Source organism: Mesorhizobium sp. B1-1-7, from assembly GCF_006442705.1.
Taxonomy (GTDB): domain Bacteria; phylum Pseudomonadota; class Alphaproteobacteria; order Rhizobiales; family Rhizobiaceae; genus Mesorhizobium; species Mesorhizobium opportunistum.
Genome location: NZ_VFWQ01000006.1, coordinates 70,199 through 86,338 on the forward strand (window position 1 = coordinate 70,199; position 16,140 = coordinate 86,338).

General features: G+C 63.5%; 20 protein-coding genes. 10 read left to right on the top strand and 10 right to left on the bottom strand.

Features of this window, described 5'->3' with window-relative positions; translation table 11 throughout:
• Positions 1–447: 447 nt before the first annotated feature.
• Positions 448–834, top strand: a complete 387-nt coding sequence (locus tag FJ978_RS11495; protein WP_140572208.1) for a DUF2794 domain-containing protein — start codon at positions 448–450, stop codon at positions 832–834.
• Between the two features lie 128 nt (positions 835–962).
• Here FJ978_RS11495 and FJ978_RS11500 read toward each other — a convergent pair whose 3' ends face one another.
• The 4 genes from FJ978_RS11500 to FJ978_RS11515 form a co-directional block, all read right to left on the bottom strand.
• Complete coding sequence (locus FJ978_RS11500; RefSeq protein WP_140572209.1) at positions 963–1,538, bottom strand: GNAT family N-acetyltransferase; 576 nt, start codon at positions 1,536–1,538, stop codon at positions 963–965.
• Positions 1,539–1,656: 118 nt separating this feature from the next.
• Entirely contained in the window at positions 1,657–2,430 is a 774-nt protein-coding gene (locus tag FJ978_RS11505) for a Bax inhibitor-1/YccA family protein (RefSeq protein WP_140572210.1), read from the bottom strand.
• A 227-nt stretch (positions 2,431–2,657) separates the two neighbouring features.
• Entirely contained in the window at positions 2,658–5,207 is a 2,550-nt protein-coding gene (locus tag FJ978_RS11510) for an ABC transporter permease (RefSeq protein ID WP_140572211.1), read from the bottom strand.
• Entirely contained in the window at positions 5,207–5,902 is a 696-nt protein-coding gene (locus tag FJ978_RS11515) for an ABC transporter ATP-binding protein (RefSeq protein ID WP_140572212.1), read from the bottom strand. Before FJ978_RS11515 ends, FJ978_RS11510 begins: the two co-directional genes overlap by 1 nt.
• An 87-nt stretch (positions 5,903–5,989) precedes the next feature.
• Between FJ978_RS11515 and FJ978_RS11520 the strand changes: the two genes are divergently transcribed.
• Together FJ978_RS11520 and thpR are read left to right on the top strand one after the other, a co-directional pair.
• Complete coding sequence (locus tag FJ978_RS11520) at positions 5,990–6,634, top strand: arylesterase (protein ID WP_140572213.1); 645 nt, start codon at positions 5,990–5,992, stop codon at positions 6,632–6,634.
• A 130-nt stretch (positions 6,635–6,764) separates the two neighbouring features.
• Positions 6,765–7,361: an RNA 2',3'-cyclic phosphodiesterase gene (thpR, locus tag FJ978_RS11525; protein WP_013892219.1), complete on the top strand. Its 597-nt coding sequence runs from the start codon at positions 6,765–6,767 to the stop codon at positions 7,359–7,361.
• Here thpR and FJ978_RS11530 read toward each other — a convergent pair.
• Positions 7,265–7,783 (bottom strand): low molecular weight protein-tyrosine-phosphatase, encoded by a 519-nt coding sequence (locus FJ978_RS11530; RefSeq protein WP_140572214.1) that lies wholly within the window; start codon positions 7,781–7,783, stop codon positions 7,265–7,267. The two genes, thpR and FJ978_RS11530, sit on opposite strands and share 97 nt — an antisense overlap.
• 106 nt (positions 7,784–7,889) lie before the next feature.
• Here FJ978_RS11530 and FJ978_RS11535 point away from each other — a divergent pair, with 106 nt between their 5' ends.
• The 3 genes from FJ978_RS11535 (at position 7,890) to FJ978_RS11545 (ending at position 9,464) form a co-directional block, all read left to right on the top strand.
• The gene (locus FJ978_RS11535) at positions 7,890–8,186 is read left to right on the top strand and encodes a 4a-hydroxytetrahydrobiopterin dehydratase (protein WP_140572215.1); all 297 of its coding nucleotides are present in this window, start codon (positions 7,890–7,892) and stop codon (positions 8,184–8,186) included.
• 138 nt (positions 8,187–8,324) lie between these two features.
• Positions 8,325–8,687 carry a YkvA family protein gene (locus FJ978_RS11540; RefSeq protein WP_023778919.1) on the top strand — a complete coding sequence of 121 codons (363 nt, stop codon included), beginning with the start codon at positions 8,325–8,327 and terminating at the stop codon, positions 8,685–8,687.
• A 273-nt stretch (positions 8,688–8,960) separates the two neighbouring features.
• A complete protein-coding gene (locus tag FJ978_RS11545; protein WP_140572216.1) occupies positions 8,961–9,464 on the top strand; it encodes an invasion associated locus B family protein in 504 nt (167 codons plus the stop codon).
• 70 nt (positions 9,465–9,534) lie between these two features.
• Here the strand turns inward: FJ978_RS11545 and FJ978_RS11550 are convergent, their stop codons facing one another.
• The 3 genes from FJ978_RS11550 to FJ978_RS11560 all read right to left on the bottom strand — a co-directional run bounded on the left by FJ978_RS11550 (position 9,535) and on the right by FJ978_RS11560 (position 11,640).
• Positions 9,535–10,887 (bottom strand): chloride channel protein, encoded by a 1,353-nt coding sequence (locus tag FJ978_RS11550; protein WP_140572217.1) that lies wholly within the window; start codon positions 10,885–10,887, stop codon positions 9,535–9,537.
• Between the two features lie 201 nt (positions 10,888–11,088).
• Entirely contained in the window at positions 11,089–11,388 is a 300-nt protein-coding gene (locus FJ978_RS11555) for a hypothetical protein (RefSeq protein ID WP_013892213.1), read from the bottom strand.
• Positions 11,389–11,427: 39 nt separating this feature from the next.
• On the bottom strand, positions 11,428–11,640 hold the full coding sequence (locus tag FJ978_RS11560; protein WP_140572218.1) for a hypothetical protein: 213 nt from the start codon (positions 11,638–11,640) through the stop codon (positions 11,428–11,430).
• A gap of 97 nt (positions 11,641–11,737) precedes the next feature.
• Between FJ978_RS11560 and rlmN the strand changes: the two genes are divergently transcribed.
• The 4 genes from rlmN (at position 11,738) to FJ978_RS11580 (ending at position 14,619) form a co-directional block, all read left to right on the top strand.
• A complete protein-coding gene (rlmN, locus tag FJ978_RS11565) occupies positions 11,738–12,973 on the top strand; it encodes a 23S rRNA (adenine(2503)-C(2))-methyltransferase RlmN (protein ID WP_041164530.1) in 1,236 nt (411 codons plus the stop codon).
• Positions 12,970–13,416, top strand: coding sequence for a hypothetical protein (locus FJ978_RS11570; RefSeq protein ID WP_140572219.1), 447 nt, complete (start codon positions 12,970–12,972; stop codon positions 13,414–13,416). The genes rlmN and FJ978_RS11570 overlap by 4 nt, the downstream gene beginning before the upstream one ends.
• Positions 13,416–13,904 carry a hypothetical protein gene (locus tag FJ978_RS11575; RefSeq protein ID WP_140572220.1) on the top strand — a complete coding sequence of 163 codons (489 nt, stop codon included), beginning with the start codon at positions 13,416–13,418 and terminating at the stop codon, positions 13,902–13,904. The genes FJ978_RS11570 and FJ978_RS11575 overlap by 1 nt, the downstream gene beginning before the upstream one ends.
• Positions 13,905–14,061: 157 nt before the next feature.
• Entirely contained in the window at positions 14,062–14,619 is a 558-nt protein-coding gene (locus FJ978_RS11580) for a GNAT family protein (protein ID WP_181176805.1), read from the top strand.
• 7 nt (positions 14,620–14,626) lie between these two features.
• Here FJ978_RS11580 and FJ978_RS11585 read toward each other — a convergent pair whose 3' ends face one another.
• Together FJ978_RS11585 and FJ978_RS11590 are read right to left on the bottom strand one after the other, a co-directional pair.
• Positions 14,627–15,307, bottom strand: a complete 681-nt coding sequence (locus FJ978_RS11585; protein WP_140572222.1) for an outer membrane protein — start codon at positions 15,305–15,307, stop codon at positions 14,627–14,629.
• A 99-nt stretch (positions 15,308–15,406) separates the two neighbouring features.
• Positions 15,407–16,048, bottom strand: coding sequence for a LysE family translocator (locus tag FJ978_RS11590; protein ID WP_023778925.1), 642 nt, complete (start codon positions 16,046–16,048; stop codon positions 15,407–15,409).
• Between the last annotated feature and the right edge of the window lie 92 nt (positions 16,049–16,140).

The following is a 16,140-nucleotide window of genomic DNA, read 5'->3' on the forward strand; positions in this document are numbered from 1 at the left end:
GCCAATCATGACGTGGGTTGGCAAACAAGCTCTCGGTCGAGGGAAAGCCGCCGTCGCGGCGATGCGGGCATGAAAAAACCGACGTCAGCTTGCTTCTGACGTCGGTCGTTTAGGTTTTGGGATCGTCGCACCCGGTTTTTCCAAGGAAAAACCGAGGTTGGTTCGATCCGACGCAGACCCGTGGGCGGGGGGCTTGGGGTTTACGAGCCGGTGCCGGACCGAACCGTCTCAGGCAACGCCGGTAAATTCGTCGGACATTGGGGCATGAGCGCGGATAAAAAAAGGCAGAAATGTGGCGAAGCATCACCAATTCCAACATGCGGTTCGCAAATGTGACTGGACGTGACCGAAACAGCGCGTCGCTGGCGCTGCTTCGCCGGCTCTTGCAATTCGATGGCGAAGGGGCCAACTTTGGTTGGCAAAGATTCATTTTCGAAGGATCGAGGCATGACCGATGACAGCGGCGGGATGGGGGATGGGGACGCATCCGCAATATTGATCCCGCTGCACGAGGTGCGACGCGAGCGCCTCGACCAGCCGGTGCGCTTCGAGCGCCGTGAACTCGACCAGATCCTGAGGCTCTACGGACGCATGGTCGCCGCCAATGAATGGCGCGACTACGCCATCGACCATCTCACGGACCGCGCTGTGTTTTCCGTCTTCCGCCGCGCCAGCGAAGTGCCGCTTTTCCAGATCGTCAAGGACCCGAAACTGGCGCGCAAGCAGGGCGCCTTCGCCGTCATCGCCGCCGGCGGCCGCATCCTCAAGCGCGGCCAGGAACTCGGCCGCGTGCTTGGCGTCTTCGACAGCAAGCTCAAGGTTGTAGAGGCCTGATGCGGGAATTGGGGAACTGAGGAACTGAGGAACTGAGGAACTGAGGAACTGAGGAAAAAGGCACTCAGCGCCTGATGATTCGCCTTCTTCAATTCTTCAATTCTTCAATTCTCCAATTCCTCAGTTCCTCAATTCCCCCTGCCCTCGCGAAACCTCCGCTCCGGCAACGAATCAGCGGCGGGCGGGAGCGATGCGCCGCCATTCAGCGGCAGTTGCATGAACACCGTGTCGAGCCAGCGGCCGTGCTTGTAGCCGGAGCCCTCGAGGCGGCCCGAATGGCGGAAGCCGAGCCTTTCATGCAGCTTGACCGAGGCGCTGTCGGGACGGCCGTCGCCGATGACCGCGATGATCTGGCGGAAGCCCGCCGCCTCCGCCGCCGCGATCAGGCTTTGCATCAGTCTGAGGCCGACACCCTGGCCCTTGGCGTCAGGCGCGACATAGACCGAATCCTCGACGACGAAGCGATAGGCCGGGCGCGGCCGGAAGGCGCCGGCATAGGCATAGCCGAGCACGACGCCATCCTTTTCAGCCACCAGATAGGGAAAGCCGCCGGCCGTCAGCGTGTCGAATCGCTTGCCCATTTCGGCGCGGCCGGGCGGCTCCAGTTCGTAGCTCGCCGTGCCGTTCGTCACCGCGTCGGCATAGATTTCGGTGATGGTGTCGAGGTCGGCCGAGGTCGCCGTCCGAATCACGATGCTGCTCATTCTTTACGCAAGCCTTTCATTTGCCTTCGATAACAGCAAAGGCCGGCGCAAAAGAAAAGGGCGGCCGTTGGGCCGCCCTTTCCAAACTCGATGGTCCAGTCAGACCATGACGCGTGCCTCAGCGGCGGTCGCCCATGAACTGCAGCAGGAACGTGAACAGGTTGATGAAGTCCAGATAGAGCTTCAACGCACCCATGGTCGCCTTGCGGCCAGCGACATCCGAAGCATCACCCTCGTAGTACATCTCTTTGATGCTCTGCGTGTCGTAGGCAGTGAAGCCCGCAAAGATGAGCACGCCAATCGCCGAGACCGCAAACGTGAGTGCCGACGAATGCAGGAAGAGGTTGATCACAGACGCTATAATCAGGCCAATCAGGCCCATCATCAGGAACGAGCCAAATCCGGAAAGATCACGCTTGGTGGTGTAACCATAAAGTGACAGCGCACCGAAGCCGGCGGCGGTGGCAAAGAAGGTCTGGGAAATGCTGGCCGTGGTGTAGACCAGGAAGATCGACGACAGCGACAGGCCGATTAGGCCGGCAAAGACCCAGAACGTCGCCTGCGCCGCCGAAACGCTCATAGACTGGATTCGGGCCTGCAAGAAGAACACGACGGCGAGCGGGGCAAAGATCACTACCCATTTCAGCGGCGAGCCGAAGATCGCGTAGCCGAAGGAGGTCAGCATTTCACCGCTCGGCAGCGTTGCGACAGCCGAGGCCGGATCGGTGGTGGTGGCCAGCATGATCGTGCCGACAGCGGCAAGGCCGGTGATGAGGAGGCCAAGCCCCATCAGATTGTAGACCTTGACCATGTAGGCGCGCAGGCCCTGATCGATATCGACGCCGGCGCCGGGCACGGCGCGCGTCTGATAATTGCGAATGGGTTCAGCCATTGTAGTCCTCTATTGCTTCTGCCCCGTCCGGTGTCAGGTCCATCCGGACCCAGGCGCCGCTGGCAGGGCTCCAGCATGCCTGTGGCGAAATATGATGGTTATTCGCGTCGAGAACAAGACCGTAACCGGATGTAACGGTTCGTGAGAGGCCGAAATGCCGATTCCCGGGCTTTCCGGCCGGCATCCTTACCAAGATTTAACCTGGGATGGCCGTTCCGGCCCTGAATTTACAGGTTGCGCAGCACCGGCGCCGCCTTGTGGCCGAGCACCCGCCAGGTGCCGGCAAGACCGATGCCGACCGTGATCACCAGCGCGAAGACGATGGTTGCCACCGCCACCTCCGGCATAAAATGCGATGGCAGGGTCATGATGCGGGCGACGATGTACCAGGCCGCGATCCCCCCGGCCGCCAGCGCGAAGAGTGCCGTGGCCAGTCCGATCAGCATGTACTCCAGCGAGAATGCCGTAATCAGCGTTCGCCTGGTCGCGCCAAGCGTCTTCAGCACCACCGCGTCATGGATGCGCGCCCGGTTGCCGGCGGCAAGTGCGCCGGCCAGCACCAGCACCGAGGCGATCAGCGCCACCCCGGCTGCGGCCCTGATCGCCGTGCCGAGCTGGCCGACCAGCCGGTTGACGACATCGAGCGCATCCTTGACGCGCACCGTCGTCACCGCCGGAAAGGCGCGGGTGACGGCATTGAGGATGCGCGCATCGTCGGCCGTCGTGGCGCTCTTTTCGGTCAGCGTCGCCATCCATCCATGCGGGGCTCCAGTGAATGTGTTAGGTGAGAACACCATGACGAAATTGATGCCCATCGTCTCCCATTCGACCTGGCGGAAACTGGCGATCCTGGCCGTGACGTTGCGGCCGAGAACATTGACGGTAACGGTGTCGCCGAGCTTCAGCCCGATTTCCTTGCCCTCCTGCGCCGAAAACGAGACCAGCGGCTCGCCGGAATAATTGTCCGGCCACCATTTGCCCTCGGTCAGCGTCGCGTTCTCAGGCTGTTTCGCGTCATAGGTCAGGCCGCGATCGCCTTTCAGCACCCAGGCGCCTTCGGCCGGCACCTTGACCTTGTCGACGTCGACGCCGTTCAGCGCCATCACCCGGCCGCGCAACATCGGCACCTTGGCCAGCGTGCCCAGCGGCGCTTCCTTGCCGATCAGGGCGGAGAACGCATCCACATCGCTGCCCTGGATGTCGACGAAGAAGAAGTTCGGCGCCCGCTCGGGCAGGTTGCCGGATATCTGCCGCCGCAGATTGCCGTCGATCAGCGCCAGCGTCACCAATAGCGTCAGCCCGAGCCCCAGCGACAGCACCACCGAGGGAGTCAAGGCGCCGGGCCGGTGGATGTTGCCGACGGCAAGCCGGAGCGCCACGGAGCGCACACGCGGGCTCTTCCTCGCCGCCCACTGCACCAGCGCGCCGACGAGGCGCAGCACCAGGAAGGCGAAGATCGTGGCCCCGACAAAGATCGAGGCGATGCGCTGGTCGCCCGAGAACAGGATCGCCAACGCCGCCAGGAACAGCGCTATGCCAAGCGCCGAAGCGACGTAGACGAGGCGCGGCTGGCCGCGGCCTTCCAGCCCCATCTCCCGGAACAGCGCGGTCGCCGGCACGTCGCGGGCGCGGCCGAGCGGCAGCAGCGCGAAGGCCAGCGTCACCAGCAGCCCGAACAGCGCCGCGATGCCGAGCGCGCCGGGATAGAAGCCGCCTTGCGCCGGCACCGGAATGACGGACTGCAGGGCAGCGCTTGCCGCGAACGGCATCAGCGCCCCGATGACAAGGCCGAGCACGATGCCAAGGGCAGCGATGATCAGGATCTGCACGAGATAAACGGTAAAGACGAAGCCGCCGGAAGCGCCAAGGCTCTTGAAGGTGGCGATGACGCCGCGCTTGCCGTCGAGATAGGCGCGCACCGCATTGGCGACGCCGACGCCGCCGACCACCAGCGCCGTCAGCCCGACCAGCGTCAGGAACTGCGAGAACCGCTCGATGTTGGCCGACAGCGCCGGGGCTGCATTGCCGCGCGTCCGGATCGACCATCCGGCCTCGGGAAAATCCTTGGCCGCCTGATCCCGGATGGACTTCAGCCGCGCCTCGTCGGCGTCAGCGGGCAGTCGGATCTTGTAGGCGTTCTCGACTAGGCTGCCGGGCTGCACCAGCCCGGTGGCGGCCAGCGCCTCGGTCGAGATCATCAACCGCGGCGCGAAGCCGAAACCGTCGGACACGGCATCGGGCTCGGTGACCAGCCTGGCGCGCAGTTCGAAGGTGGCGGTGCCGAGCTTCAGCCGGTCGCCGAGCTTGACATGCAGCCGCTCGAACAAAAGATCGGGCGCGGCCGCACCGAAAACGCCGAATTGCCTGCCGAACAATTCCTGTTCCGTCAGCGCCGGCTCGGTTTCCAGCGCGCCGTAGAGAGGGTAGGCATCGTCGACGGCCTTGGCCTCGACCAGCGCCTGGTCGGACCCGTCGGCCAGACGCGCCATCGAGCGCATGCTGGCGGTGCGCGAGACCGCACCCAGCCCGTCGAGGAAGCCGCGTTCGGCCGGGCTGGCGTCACGCTGGTTGATCTGGAAGCGAAGGTCGCCGCCAAGCAGCGTCTGGCCTTGGCTGGCGACGCCGGCGCTGATCGAGCGCGCCACCGAATTGACGCCGCCGATCGCCGCGACGCCAAGCGCGATGCAGGCGAGGAAGATCAGGAAGCCGGAAAGGCCGCCGCGCATTTCGCGCAGCGAGAAGCGGACGGCAAGCTTCAGTGTCCGCGCCATCGGCATCAGGCGATCACCTTGACCGGCCCCGGCGTCTCGATCAGGCCGGAGCGCATCGAGACCTGGCGCGAGCAGCGCGCCGCAAGAGCCGGATCATGGGTGACCAGCACCAGCGTCATGCCGCGTTCGGCCGCCTTGGCGAACAGGAGATCGGCGACCTGCCGCCCCGTCGCCTGGTCGAGATTGCCGGTCGGCTCGTCGGCGATGAGGATGCGCGGCGACGGCGCCAGCGCCCGGGCGATCGCCACGCGCTGCTGTTCGCCGCCCGAAAGTTCGCCGGGATAATGGGTGACGCGGTCGCTGAGGCCAACCGCGGCCAGTTCCCGCTCCGCCACCGAAAACGGATCGGCGTGGCCGGCCAGCTCCAGCGGCACCGCGACATTCTCGAGCGCCGTCATGTTGGGAATAAGATGAAAGGATTGGAACACAATGCCAATGTTTCGGCCACGAAACGAAGCAATCTGGTCCTCGCTTTTGCCGTTCAGCAGCTCGCCGGCGATCCGTACCGTGCCCGAATCGATCCGCTCCAGACCTGCCAGCACCATCAGCAAGGTCGACTTGCCGGAACCTGACGGGCCGACGATACCGGTCGCTTCGCCGCGCGCCACTTCGAGACTGATGCCCTTCAGCACATGGACGGACGAAGCGCCTTCACCGAGCGTCAGGGATACGTCTTTCAACTCGATGACGGCTTCTGTCAAAATGAAAGCGTCCTATATGGGAGGGGAAGGCTCTGCTTGCCGGAAGCCGTCGCCGGAAGAATTCGTTGCTCATATGGGGCCTGCCGCATGTCTTTCAAACGCCGCATTGCCGCAGGCCTGATCGTTTTCCTCGCCATTTGCGGCGCCATTTCGTCGGCGCGTGCCGAGCCTTTCAAGATCGTCGGCTTCGGTGACAGCCTGATGGCGGGTTTCGGTCTCGGACCCGACGAAGGGTTTACCGACAAATTGCAGGCAGCCCTTCGTGCCAAGGGCCATGATGTGGCTGTCGCCAATGCCGGCGTTTCGGGCGACACCACCAGCGGCGGCCTGGCGCGGCTCGACTGGTCGGTGCCCGACGGCACGCAACTGGTCATCCTCGAACTCGGCGCCAACGACATGCTGCGCGGCGTCGCGCCCGACATCACCAGGAAGAACCTCGACGAGATGTTGGCCAAGCTGAAAGGGCGCAAGATCGCCGTGCTGCTGGCCGGCATGCGCGCCGCGCCCAATCTCGGCGCCGACTATCAAAACGCCTTCGACGCCATTTTCCCGGACCTGGCGAAGAAATACGACATCGACCTTTATCCATTCTTCCTCGACGGCGTCGCTGGAGAGCCCGGCATGCAGCTCGAGGATGGCTTGCATCCGAGCGTCAAAGGCATCGACCGGATGGTCGAGCGCATCCTGCCGACGGTCGAGAAGGCCATCGCGGCTGCCCCGAAAGCTTCGTGAGGACCGAACCGGAACAACTTCCGCTGCGGAAGCTTAGTTAAGGACCTGCGACCAACAAACCACTTGCTCCATTTGATTATCGATGATTCGCTACGGGTGACAGTTTCGATTCGAGGAAGGGAGGCTTTTCATGCCGCGTCTTTTCACCGCCCTCGAAATTCCGCGTGATGCCGCCCTTTCGCTGTCCCTTTTGAGGGGTGGCCTGCCCGGGGCGCGCTGGATCGATGTCGAAAACTATCATCTGACGCTGCGTTTCATCGGCGATGTCGAGGGCCATGTCGCCGACGAGATCGCCAACGCGCTCGACCGCGTCCACCGCCCGTCCTTTTCGCTGACCCTGACCGGCGTCGGTGCTTTCGGCCAGAAAAAACCGCATGCGGTATGGGCCGGCGTGTCGGCTTCGCCCGATCTGGCGGCACTTCAGGGGGAAATCGATCGCATCTGCCAGCGGCTCGGCATCCCCGCCGACCCGCGCAAGTTCATGCCGCATGTCACTCTTGCAAGGCTGCGCAATTCGAGCCCGCTGGACGTCGCCCAATATCTGTCGGCGCGCGGCAATTTCTCGACCCTGCCGTTCCGCATCGGCCGCTTCGTCTTGATGTCGTCGCGCGATTCGGTCGGCGGCGGACCCTATATCGTCGAGGAAGCCTGGCCGCTGTCGAGCACCGACGCCCGCCCGGCCAGCCGCGTCGCCAGCGCTTCCGACGCCTCGCGGATCATGCGGTAGACCTCGGCGAAAGCGTCCTCACCGTCGTAATAGGGATCCGGCACGTCGCGTGGTTTTCCCTCGGCGAAGTCCAGGAACAGGTGCACCCGGTCGCGCATCACCGCCGGCGCCAGCGCCTTCAGGTCGCGAACATTTGATCGGTCCATGCCCAGGATCAGGTCGAAGCGGTGAAAATCCTGTGGCGTGATCCGGCGTGCCCGCAGCGCGGAAATGTCGATGCCGTGATGCACGGCAATCGCCATAGAGCGCGGATCGGGAGCGGAGCCGATCTCCCAGCCGCTTGTGGCGGCCGAATCGAGCAGGATGTCCCGGCCGAGCCCGCGCTCAGCCAAGGCTGTGCGAAGCACGCCCTCGGCCAGTGGCGACCGGCAGATATTGCCGAGGCAAACGAACAGAATGGATTTTATCGGCTTCGCGCTCATCGATCCGGAATTTCCTTGCGCATGTCGTTATCCCAAAACCGCAACGCACTTTTGGGCGAGATGCATTATGGTGACGACTTCAATCGAGATAGCATGGGAAAAGAACATGGCGAGAGAGAAACTGGACAGGCAAGCCGCTGAAGCAGCGCTGACCGGGCTCGATGGCTGGGCACTGGCCGGGGATGCAGGATCCATCAGCCGCACCTTCACCTTCAAGAATTTCTCCGAGGCCTTTGCCTTCATGACCCGCGTCGCCCTTGCCGCGGAGAAGATGGACCATCATCCCGACTGGTCGAACGTCTACAAGACGGTCGAGGTCACGCTCAACACCCATGATGCCGGCGGCCTGACGGCACTCGACATCGAGTTGGCCAAGAAGATGAACCGCTTTGCCGGCGGCTGAACATTGCCTTTCCATGCCCGCAACCGGGCGCGGATCGCCAAATCCGCACCAGCATCTTGCAGCGGGGTTCGGCTTTCACCACATTTTCGCTCGCGAGGCATGCGCTGGGACGCGCATGAGGCCCGCGAGGAGTGATCGATGGCGCAAGAATCCGGTTTTGATTTCTTCGGCTTTGGCGACAAGCTCGCCGGCGAGGGCGAAGTGCGCGAAAAATTCTGGCGCACGGCCAAGAAGGCCGCGCGGCAGATTCCGTTCATGGAAGACGTCGTCGCTGCCTACTACTGCGCCATGGACAAGAACACGCCGCTGCGCGCCAAGGGCATATTGGTGGCGGCGCTTGGCTATTTCGTGCTGCCGGTCGATCTGATCCCCGACTTCATCTTCGGGCTCGGCTTCACCGACGACATTGCCGTGCTGACCGCCGCGATCACCGCCGTCAGCGCCCACATCACGCCGGCGCATCGACAGGCCGCCAGGGATGCCATCGCCGACAAGGGTTGAGCGTCCAGATGCCAGCCAGGCCTCTGGATACAGGCGTTCGGAGGCCCGGCAAAAAAGTCAAACTCTTGCCGCTTTCGTGGCCTCCAAGTCGCCGAAGGGACGTCGCGCCAACCGCTGACAAGGCGGCGGCGCGAAAATGGCGGCGGTTTCCTAGGGTGAGTGTCCTTTTCTCAAGGGAAGTTCACCGTTTGGTAACCCAGATTAAATCAAAATGAAGCGACGGCAGGACGCCATGCGGCCCGCCTCCGCACCATTTGGAATACGGGAAAAACGATGCGCGGATTGATTGCACTAGTCTCGGGTCTGGCCTTGGTGGCCTTTGCAGCGCCGGCGCTGGCGCAGCAGGCGACCAAGATCGGCCAGCACAATGCCTGGGGCACCTACAGCTACCAGGCGTCGGGCGGCAAGGTCTGCTATGTGCTGACCGTACCGACCGACAAGCAGCCGCCGACGCTCGATCATGGCGACATGTTCTTCTTCGTCAGCCAGCGCCCCGGTCAGCAGGTCTCCTACGAGCCCCAATTCATCGCCGGCTACAATTTCCAGGAAGGCTCCAAGGCCACCGTCACCATCGACAAGAAATCCTTCTCGATGTTCACGCGCGGCAAGTCGGCCTGGGTCGAGAATGCCGCCGAGGAACCGGTGCTGATCGCCGCCATGAAGACCGGCAACGACATGAAGGTTTCGGCGAAGTCCGGCCGCGGCAACCCGACCTCCTATGTCTTCTCGTTGAAGGGCATCTCGGCGGCGCTGTCGTCGATCGCCAAGTGCAAATAGGCACGAACCATATTTGAACCGGAGGCCGGGCCGCAAAGCCCGGCCTTTTGCTTTTTTCGGACCCTGCGCCTCAATCCTGCGGGGCCGGCGTGGCTTCCGCCCGCCGCCGCCGGATCGCCTCGGCGATGAAGACGCGCGACAGCGCGTGATAGAGCGGCTCGTGCGAGATCATGCGCGCCGTGCCGTAGCCGAGCATCGAGGCCAGCATCAGCGCGATGACATTGTCGTGATTGCCGGTCATTTCCAGGATGATGACGAAAGCCGTCATCGGCGCCTGTACGACGCCGGCGAAATAGCCGGCCATGCCGAGCAGCGCCGCAGCGCCGGTGCTGGCGCCGAGGACGAGGCCGAGCGAACTGCCGATGCCGGCGCCAACCGCCAGCGATGGCGCGAAGATGCCGCCGGGAATGCCCGAGACCATCGACAACAGCCCGGCCAGGAACTTTTCGGCGAAGAAGAACCAGGGCAGCGGCGTGCCCTCGACGGCGCCGCGCGCCTGCACATAGCCGGTGCCGAAGGTCAGTCCGCCCGACGCGATGCCGATCGCCGCCACGGCAAGCCCGCAGACGGCGGCCACCAGCAAGGCGCGCTGCAGGGGTTGCCCGGTGTGCCAGCGCCGGATCCGCCGCGTAATCTTCAGCGCCAGCAGCGAGAACAGCGCGCCGAAGCCGCCGCCGATGACGCCGCAGGCGATCACCAGCGGCCAGTCGGCGGCAAACGCGATCGTCTCCTTCGAGACGCCGAAATAGGTGTAGTTGCCAAGCAGGCCGAGTGAGGCGATGCCGGCCAGGATCACCGCCGTCAGCACCAGCCCGTTGGTGCGCGCCTCATAGGTGCGCCCCATTTCCTCGATGGCGAAGACGATGCCGGCCAGCGGCGTGTTGAAGGCGGCGGCGATGCCGGCCGCCGAGCCGGCCAGGATCAGGCCGCGCGCCTGCGCCATGCCGCCCCAGCGTGCCGCCTGCAGCATCAGCGACGCGCCGACCTGCACGGTCGGCCCCTCGCGGCCGATCGAAGCGCCGCAGAACAGGCCGACGATGGTGAGCGCGATCTTGCCCGCCACCAGCTTGAGCGAGAGGATGTGGCTGCGGTCGTCGTCGTCGCGCAGGTGCCGGGCGGCGATCGCCTGCGGGATGCCGCTGCCTTGCGAGCCGGGGAAGAAGCTGTGGGCCAGCCAGGCGCACAGCACGAAGCCCAGCGGCGTGAGGATGAGCGGCAGATAGAAACGCCAGCCGTCCTCGCTGCCCGTTATCAGATGGAACAGTTCCTGCGCCCTGTCTGCCAGCACCGCGAACAGGACGCTGATCACGCCGATGCCGACGGCGCCGGCCCAGAACACCAGCCGCGGCTGCCAGACGCGCCGCGAGCCCCACATGGCGCGAGAACGCCGCAACAGGGGATATTTTCGCGAAGGGCCGGCCATGTCTGTCCTCGGATGGAGGCTGAGCCCTAGAGCAATTCCAGGAAAAGTGCGACGCGGTTTTTCCGTCCGGAATTGCGTGAATCAAAAAGATAGAGCGGTTTGCCGTTTCGGTGAAACGGTGAAACGCTCTAGCACAGACATGACGCCGATCAAGCCCGCCGGCGCCTGCGCCGACGGGAGCAGTCGCGACGGATTCAGACCTTACATGGCCATTTTTTCACATTCGGCCTGGGCCTTCTTGGTCGACGTATCGATCATGTAGGCTTTGCCCTTGGCGTCGGTCATCATCATCATGCAATGCTTGATCGGCTTTGCCATCTTCATCATCTCGGCACTCATCTTCGCATCCGGCATCATGGTGCCCATGTGCCCGTCCGGCATGATCGCCGTCACCTCCCCGCCTTTCATCATGGTCATTTTGCCCATCGCGTCTTCGGCAAGTGCCTGCGAGGCGAAAAGGCCGACGAGCCCTGCAAGGACGGCGATCTTGATCGAGTTCATTGTGCATACTCCCATTTGTCGAGGGCATGGTTGCCCCTTTCAGACTTCGAAGCCGGCATGGGAATCGTTACGCCAACACGACAATGTGATCGGTCCCAGCGCACCGGAAGCTGCCGCAAGGCCGGCGTAGCGGGCGTTGTCGTGCGTCAAACCGGGTGGTCCGTGAATTCTCGGTTCAGCCCCATGCGTTCGTCCGTCGACCAGAACCTTCACGATCGAGACACCGCCCGGCACGAAGACGTTGTGTGCCATCCGGCATGACTCCGCCCTCAACCTGTGCTATGCGCCGCGCTTCACGTCCGGCACGATGTCTGAACATTGGCCGCAAACCGCTTATATCTGTGAAACCATGACCCTTTCATTCGACCTCACCGCTGAAGGCGCACGTGACGCGTTGCGCGCCCGCGCCTCGTCGGCCGAAAAACCGTCGCTGATCGGCCTGACCCGGGCCGAACTCGGCGAAGCGCTGGTCGCTTCGGGCATCGTGCCGGAACGCCAAGCAAAAATGCGCGCCCAGCAGCTCTGGCACTGGATGTATGTGCGCGGCGTTTCCGACTTCGCCGGCATGTTCAACATCTCCAAGGACCTGCGCGCCGAACTCGACAAGCATTTCACCGTGGCGCGGCCCGAAATCGTCGAGGAGCAGATTTCCGCCGACGGCACCCGCAAATGGCTGTTCCGCTTCCCGCCGCGCGGCGCCGGCCGGCCGGTCGAGATCGAGACCGTCTACATCCCCGAGGAAGGCCGTGGCACGCTCTGCATCTCCTCGCAGGTCGGCTGCACGCTGACCTGCTCGTTCTGCCACACCGGTACGCAGAAGCTTGTCCGCAACCTGACTGCCGAGGAAATCCTGGCGCAATTGCTCACCGCCCGCGACCGGCTCGGCGATTTTCCCGACCGCGATACGCCGGACGGCGCCATCGTGCCGGCCGAGGGCCGCAAAGTGTCCAACATTGTCATGATGGGCATGGGCGAGCCGCTCTACAATTTCGAAGCGGTCAAGAAGGCCCTGCTGATCGCCTCCGACGGCGACGGGCTTTCCTTGTCGAAAAGACGTATCACGCTGTCGACCTCCGGCGTGGTGCCCGAGATCTTCCGCACCGGCGAGGAGATCGGCGTCATGCTGGCAATCTCCCTGCACGCCACCAATGACGATCTGCGCGACCTCCTGGTGCCGATCAACAAGAAGTATCCGCTGAAGGATCTGATCGCCGCCTGCCGCGCCTATCCCGGCCTGTCGAACGCCAGGCGCATCACCTTCGAATATGTGATGCTGAAGGACGTCAACGATTCCATCGAGGACGCCAAGGGCCTGATCAAGCTGCTCAAGGGCATTCCGGCCAAGATCAACCTGATCCCGTTCAATCCGTGGCCAGGCACCAATTACCAGTGCTCGGACTGGGAGACGATCGAGAAATTCGCCGACTACATCAACAATGCCGGCTATGCCTCGCCGATCCGCACGCCGCGCGGCCGCGACATCCTTGCCGCCTGCGGCCAGCTGAAGTCGGAATCGGAGCGCATGCGCAAGGTCGACCGGCTGGCGCTGGAAGCCATGATGATCGCGGGGCACGGCGAGGCGTGAACCGTCTCGTCGCCGGGCTCAAGCGTTTCGCCATCATAGCGGTCGGTTACGTCGCCGCCGTGCTGACCTCCATCCTGGTGCCCGTCCTGCTGATCACGCTTCTGGAAGGGATCGAATACGGCAACTGGTCCCTGGTTTTCACCTTCGACTGGCTGGGATCCTTTCCGCTCGCCGTGTTGACCGTGGCGGTCTGCGCGCTGCTGATCGTCGGTCCTGCCATCGTTCTCGCCGAATGGCGGTCGCTTCAAGGATGGTTCTACTTCGCGGCCACGGGTGCGATCACGTCCATCGCCTTTGGTGTTTTGGTCCCGGGCTCGGCCGGAGGGTTTGTTTTCAATCCTGGCTTTCTCGGCTTCCTGGCCACGGCCGGCACCGCTGCCGGTTGGGTCTACTGGCTACTGGCCGGGCGCGGCTCCGGTCAGCTCAAACAGCGAGATCCGTGATGGGCCGCTTCGTCACCTACATCGTGCGCCTTGCCATTATCCTGTTCGGCTATGCCGTCGCCGCGCTGGCGGCGAGCGCTTTTCTCAACGTCCTGTTCCTGGCATCGCTCGGCTACACGCCGGAACAGGCGCATCCGGCGGTGACGGCTTCGCTGTATTTTTCGATTCCCTTCGTCGCTCTGTTCGTCGCCTATTTCGCTTTCATGCCGGCGGCGGTCGTCGTCCTGGTCGCCGAAATCCTCGGCCGGCGCGACTGGCTGTTCTATGCGCTGGCGGGTGCCGTGGTCGCGGCCGTGTTCCTCGGCATTGTCGACCACATCGGTGACACCACCTTCGCGGTGACCGGCACCAGCGCCATCATGGCGGTGATCGGCAGCGGCATGGTCGGCGGCATCTTCTACTGGCTCGCCGCCGGGCGCTGGGCTGGAAGCTGGTGGCAAACGGCCACGCGAAGCTTTCAGGCGCCTGATCTCGATCGGCGCTCTTGACCCCGACCGCTTGCTTTCGCATGACTAGGCCATGCCAAAAATGCCGCAGCAGGGCGCAAGGTCGCCACTCCCACCGCTTGTTACACCTCTTGCGGCACAGCGACTGAAGCCGGTCTTTGTCGACAGGTGGAGCGACAAAGCTCGCATCCGAACGCTCGTGCCGTCCGAGGTCACGCCTGAGATCGCGGAATGGCTGACCGATCCGGCTGTCATGGAAGGGCTGAACGCGCCGCAGAAAGCCATGGGTCTCGACGCTTTCCGCGCCTATGTCGCGAGCTTCGACAATCTGAAGCGAAACCTGATGGCGATCCTGCGACGGCCCGATGACGTGCCGCTAGGCCTGGCCGTGATGGAGGTCGACCTGAGGCACCGCCTCGGCTCGCTCCATCTGATCATCGGCGATCCGGACAACCGCGGCCGCAACATGGCATTCGAGGCGTCCGTCGTATTGCTCCGGCATTTCTTTCGCGAGCGCAAGCTGGAGAAGGTTACATTCCAGCCACTGGCACGAAATCAAGCGGCCATCGCCGTCTGCGAACGATCCGGATTGCGGCTCGAAGGCACCTTGCGGTCGCACCGCATCGATGGCCGCACCGGCAAACGCATCGACCAGATGCTCTATGCGCTGACGCTCGAAGAGTATGAAGAGCGTACAAAGATGGCCGAGGCGGCCGGATTGACCCGACTCTTCGCCGGACCCGGTCTTCCCGCCTAGCTTACCCTTAGAAGCGATACGCTATACCGAATTTCACCGTGTCGAGAGACGGCCGGAAACTCGCGCCGGCCGTACCGCCCGGCCCCGGCTCGATCTCGTCGAATATGTAGTGGAGATATTCCGCCTTCAGCGACCACTTGTCAGCCAGCGCATATTCGGTGCCGAGACCGAACACGCCACCGAACTTCACGCCGGAGAAGTCCGAGGTCGACGCCGAGGAAAACGGAGGAAACGGAACGAAGACGTTTGAATAGGATGTCGCCTGAAAATGCCCAGCCGCCACGCCACCGGTCACATAAGCCAGCAAACCGTCCGTCACCGCATAGCCGGCGCGGCCGCGCGCGGTCGCAACCCAGTCGACGTCGTAGGTGTAGGTCTCGCCCTTGCCTAGAAGGTCAAGCTGGCCGAATTCCGTGTCGTGCATGCCGATGAAATCGAAATCACCGACTACGCCATAGACGAATTGTCCGCTTTGCCAGTCATGCCCGGCGTAGATGCCTCCGAGATAACCATCCTTGTGGTAGGTGTCGTCGAAGCTGGTCGCGTCGGCATTGAAGCGGACCGAAGAGCCGGCATAGCCGCCCTCGACACCGATATAAGACCCCGACCAGTTGTAAGGCGCGTCCTGCGCGCTGGCCTCGCAGACCAGCCCGATCAAGGCGACAGATGCCAAAAGTATGCTTTTCATTGATTTCCCCAAGTGCCCTAGCGGTTCTTAGGCGAGCGCAACGGAGCCTACAATTGCAACAATGCAACAGCGCCGGTAAATTTGCGGTAACGGGAAAGCCTATTTCGCGTGCGCCGTCAGGATCTTGAGCGCGAAGGCGGAGAACACGCCGGCGAAGAGATAGTCGACCACCCGTGTGACCCGCGGGCTGGCTTTCATCGCCGCCGAGAACTTTTCCGCCGCCAGCACCATCGGCGCCGTCACCGGGACCGACAGCACGATGAACATGAGCCCAAGGAAAAACAGTTTTCCGGGCGCGTTCGGGTCGTGCGCGGAGACGAATTGCGGCAGGAAGGTCATGAAGAACAGGATGATCTTCGGGTTGAGCAGGTTGACGCCGAGCCCCGCCGCCCAGCTGCGCAACAGCGAGATCCGCGGGCCCGTCTTCTTTTCCGGCGAGAAGGCCGAGCCCTTGGCGATCGCCTGCCAGGCCAGGAAGACGAGATAGCCGGCGCCAAAGATCTTCAGCACGAAGAAGGCCATCGGCGAAGCGACGATCAGCGCCGAGATGCCGACCACCACCAGCGTGGTGTGGACCAGCGTGCCACACAGCGCGCCGGCCATCGAGGCAAAGCCGGTGGCCCGCCCCTGGCTCAGCGTGCGCGAGACGAACAGGGTCATGTCGGGTCCAGGCGTGATCGCCAGGATCACGGTGGCGATGGCGAACTGGATCAGCGTGGTGGTGTCTGGAATGAACGACATGGAAGGCCCCGGGAAGACCTGGAGCCTATACAAGGCGCGTCGCGCCGGCGCCAGATGCCTAGTTAGTGCATCTCCGGCGGGCACCCTCGAGC